This window comes from Jannaschia seosinensis (assembly GCF_001408515.1).
GTDB lineage: Bacteria > Pseudomonadota > Alphaproteobacteria > Rhodobacterales > Rhodobacteraceae > Jannaschia > Jannaschia seosinensis.
Window position 1 is genome coordinate 1 of record NZ_CYPR01000197.1, and the last position, 3,223, is coordinate 3,223.

General features: G+C 62.4%; 4 protein-coding genes. 1 reads left to right on the forward strand and 3 read right to left on the reverse strand.

What is annotated here, in order from left to right; translation table 11 throughout:
• Together JSE7799_RS14690 and JSE7799_RS14695 are read right to left on the reverse strand one after the other, a co-directional pair.
• Positions 1-369, reverse strand: a 369-nt coding sequence (locus JSE7799_RS14690) for a CorA family divalent cation transporter (RefSeq protein ID WP_275934904.1), incomplete at its 3' end; no start/stop codon positions are given.
• 36 nt (positions 370-405) lie between these two features.
• Positions 406-1,377 carry an IS481 family transposase gene (locus tag JSE7799_RS14695; RefSeq protein WP_055664279.1) on the reverse strand — a complete coding sequence of 324 codons (972 nt, stop codon included), beginning with the start codon at positions 1,375-1,377 and terminating at the stop codon, positions 406-408.
• Positions 1,378-1,681: 304 nt separating this feature from the next.
• Between JSE7799_RS14695 and JSE7799_RS14700 the strand changes: the two genes are divergently transcribed.
• Positions 1,682-2,770: an IS4 family transposase gene (locus JSE7799_RS14700; RefSeq protein WP_055664280.1), complete on the forward strand. Its 1,089-nt coding sequence runs from the start codon at positions 1,682-1,684 to the stop codon at positions 2,768-2,770.
• A gap of 107 nt (positions 2,771-2,877) precedes the next feature.
• Here JSE7799_RS14700 and JSE7799_RS22065 read toward each other — a convergent pair whose 3' ends face one another.
• A complete protein-coding gene (locus JSE7799_RS22065; protein WP_275934905.1) occupies positions 2,878-3,012 on the reverse strand; it encodes a hypothetical protein in 135 nt (44 codons plus the stop codon).
• Between the last annotated feature and the right edge of the window lie 211 nt (positions 3,013-3,223).

Consider the following 3,223-nt stretch of genomic DNA (forward strand, 5'->3'; position numbering starts at 1 on the left):
CATCGCAGTCCTCTGTGCCTGGTTCGGAAAGGTCGTGAAGGCACGGGGATCGTGGTAGCGCACCGTGATTAATCGCTCGCCGCACAGAATGAACGATACGGGCGCCATCTCCGGATCGTCGCCATCGGTATGTGCCGGCAGGATCGCCGTCATGAAAGCGGCACCGTTCTCGCGGTACAGGCGCGAGGAAACCTCGATCTCCTCCATGTCGGCGCGGTCGGGAATGCCGATCCCGAGACGGGCCCCCACCGCTTGCACCTCCTCGGGGTCGGGGCTCAAGAGATCGATCCATGTGGCGTCCAAATCGATACCATCGGCCACATCACTGAGATGCAATCGGCTTTGCGCGGTACTGTAGGTGCGGATCATGTGCGGCGTTCCTCGGCCAAGGCATCGAACTAGCGGTTAAGCGTCACATCCCGGAAGGTAGTATGGCTGTTTCTTGAACAGTTCTGGCTTGATTTTGTGCCAGTCCTTCATGGCCTGCAAGGGCGCCTTGCTGGCCAACGCTGATTGCGGGAGCTGCTGGTTGTAGAGCCAGACGTATCGGTGGAGCGTGGTCTCCAGGTCCTCGCCTGATCGGAAATGGTGGCTCTGCAGGACCTCTTCGATCCGGCCGTTGAAGCGCTCGACCATTCCGTTGGTCTGCGGCGACTTCGGCGGGGTCAGGCGGTGGTCGATGTCGAGGGCGGCGCAAAGCGCGTCGAACGCGTGCTCTCCCGTGGCAGTCCGCTTGCGCAGGCCGAAAAGGCGGTCGGTGAACTCCTTGCCATTGTCGGTGAGAATGGTGCGGATGCGGATCGGGCAGGCGCGCTCCAGATCGCGCAGGAAGCGCCGTGCGTTGGCCGCGGTCTTTGCCGGGAAGACACGGATGAAGACCCATCGGGTCGCCCGGTCGATGGCCACGAAGAGGTAACGGCGGCGGGTCTCATCGGCCATTTGCGGCAGGTNTTTCACGTCGATGTGGAGGTAGCCCGGCTCGTAGGCCTTGAAGGCGCTGTGCTTCGGCTTGGCCGCCTTGGCCTTCAGGTCGCGCAGGTTCCCCACTCCATGCCGGCGCAGGCAGCGATCCAGCCCCGAGCGCGAGGCGTTCGGGTTCAGGAACTCCCGCACAACTGCCAGCAGATCATCCAGCGACACCAGAAGCGCCTTTCGCAGGGCCACCGCGACGGCCTCCTGCGGTGGTGTCAGCGTCGTCTGGAGCCTGTGCGGCGTGTGGCTGCGATCCGCGACGCTGTCGCGCTTGCGCCACTTGTAAACGGTCTGCTCCGTTATGCCGAAGCGCTCGGCCAGGACCGGAGCAGGCTCCGTGCTCGCCTGGATCGCCGCCCGCACCTTCGGCGTGGTCGTGGCCTGCTTGTGAAGATGTATCAGCATGGTCGTGCCCCGTCTCGAAGGTCCCTCAGAACCGATCTTGCCATGAACAGAGCGGATCGTCGCGGGGAAAGGTGATCATCCGGGACGGAACACATAGCCGAAGGGCGACGACACGCGCCGATCCAGCACATCTGGTCCAGGATTTCGCGCGGCAAGATCGCGTGCCTGATGCTGAATGCGTTTCGCAATTAACCCGGATAATTCACGAGAAGGCCAGACTACACGACACAGCCGTTTTTGGGGTGGCCGAGACCGGCAAGAGAGATTCTTCTGGTGGACTCGACCTCGCCAAAGGAACGGTCCCTTGAATATCCGTGCTCTCGCCGATCTCCAGAAAACGCTAACTCCGCATGTGCCGTTGGGCAAGTCACGGCTCGAGACGCTCTGCATGATCCTGCTTGGCATGATCAGCGCCCGAACGGTGAACCTGACGCATATCGCGAGCGAGCGGCCAAGTCGCGCCATGGTTGCATCGACCTATCGCCGTCTGCAACGTTTCTTCCAACACGTGTGCCTGCCCGAGGATTGGAGCGTGGGCATCGTGATCTCGCTGCTCGGCAATCCTCGCCCTTGGCATCTCTGTCTCGACCGCACCAACTGGAAGATCGGCAAGACCGACGTTAACGTCCTCGTGTTGGCCGTCATCACGGTCAAGTTCCGCGTCCCGCTGATGTGGACCATGCTCCCGCATTCCGGCAACAGCACGACCGCGCAGCGCATCGCGCTGATGAAGCGGTATCTCGCGTATTTCGACGCCTCAACCGTTCGGGTGCTGCTGGCGGATCGTGAGTTCATCGGTCAGGAATGGTTCACTTTTCTCGTCGAGCAGGAGATCCCCTTCGCGATCCGCATGAAGGAGGGCCAGATAGTCCGTACCAACGGCCGCGAGCTGAACCTGCGCTCCCTGCTGTCACGGTGCAGGGGTGTGCGGGGCTTCACGGCCGTCCTGCCTGGCAGAGCGAGTCACCCCGACCTCGAGCTCCACTTCGGTGCGCGCCGTATCAAGGGCGGCGAGCTTCTCGTGGTGGCTTCGCCCTATCCAGCCACTGGCGCGCACATCCTGCGGCAGTACAAGAAGCGCTGGCTCATCGAGTGCCTGTTCGCCGACAGCAAGACGCGGGGGCTGAACCTGGAGGACACCCGCCTGACGCTCGCGTCCAGGTTGTCTCTGCTCATCGCCATAACCGCTATTGCCATCGCCCTCATCTGCCGTGCTGCAGCCCAGCTCATGGGACACAAATACCCCGCCCGGAAGAAGCACGGATACTGCTCGAAATCCTGGTTCCGGACCGGCTTCGATGAGGTCCGACGATGGATGCGGTCCGGTCCCGAAACGCCTCTCGTCGCCCGAAATCTCGTCGTCCCGAGACGGCTGCGGGTGGGAGTCGTGTAGTCTGCCTCGAGCGACAGGATGACGATCAAACCGTCGAGTTGATACCCGTTGCGCCGTGAGAGCGCGCGATACCGGACAGGGCATCCATCGCATCGAGGGCGAGCCGTTTATTTTTCTCCGGCGCGAAATTCCGCCGCGTGGACCAGTGCGCCCCAGCGCTCACCGGGAAAAAAACCGAGCGGAGCCGCATCGCAGTTGGCGATGAAATTGCGGGCGTCGGAGAGACGTTGTTCTTCGGACATGAAGATTTCCGTGTCTGAAGGGTCAGCCTATGGCCGGGGCCGATGTCCTCCTGCCTTTGTCATTTATTCCCGGCGTGTCTTTTGGGCCGGCCATCCAATCCCCTCTCGTGAAGGGCCGGATTGCGGCAGACGGCGCTGAGAGCACTATGCGGCCTCCGGTGCCGTCATGTGCGATGACGGCTGGGGAATCGTTCCTCAGTGAAGCAGCAGG

Coding starts and splice junctions, on each gene's coding strand:
- JSE7799_RS22065 (WP_275934905.1), bottom strand. CDS start 3,012: ATGTCCGAAGAACAACGTCTCTCCGACGCCCGCAATTTCATCGCCAAC.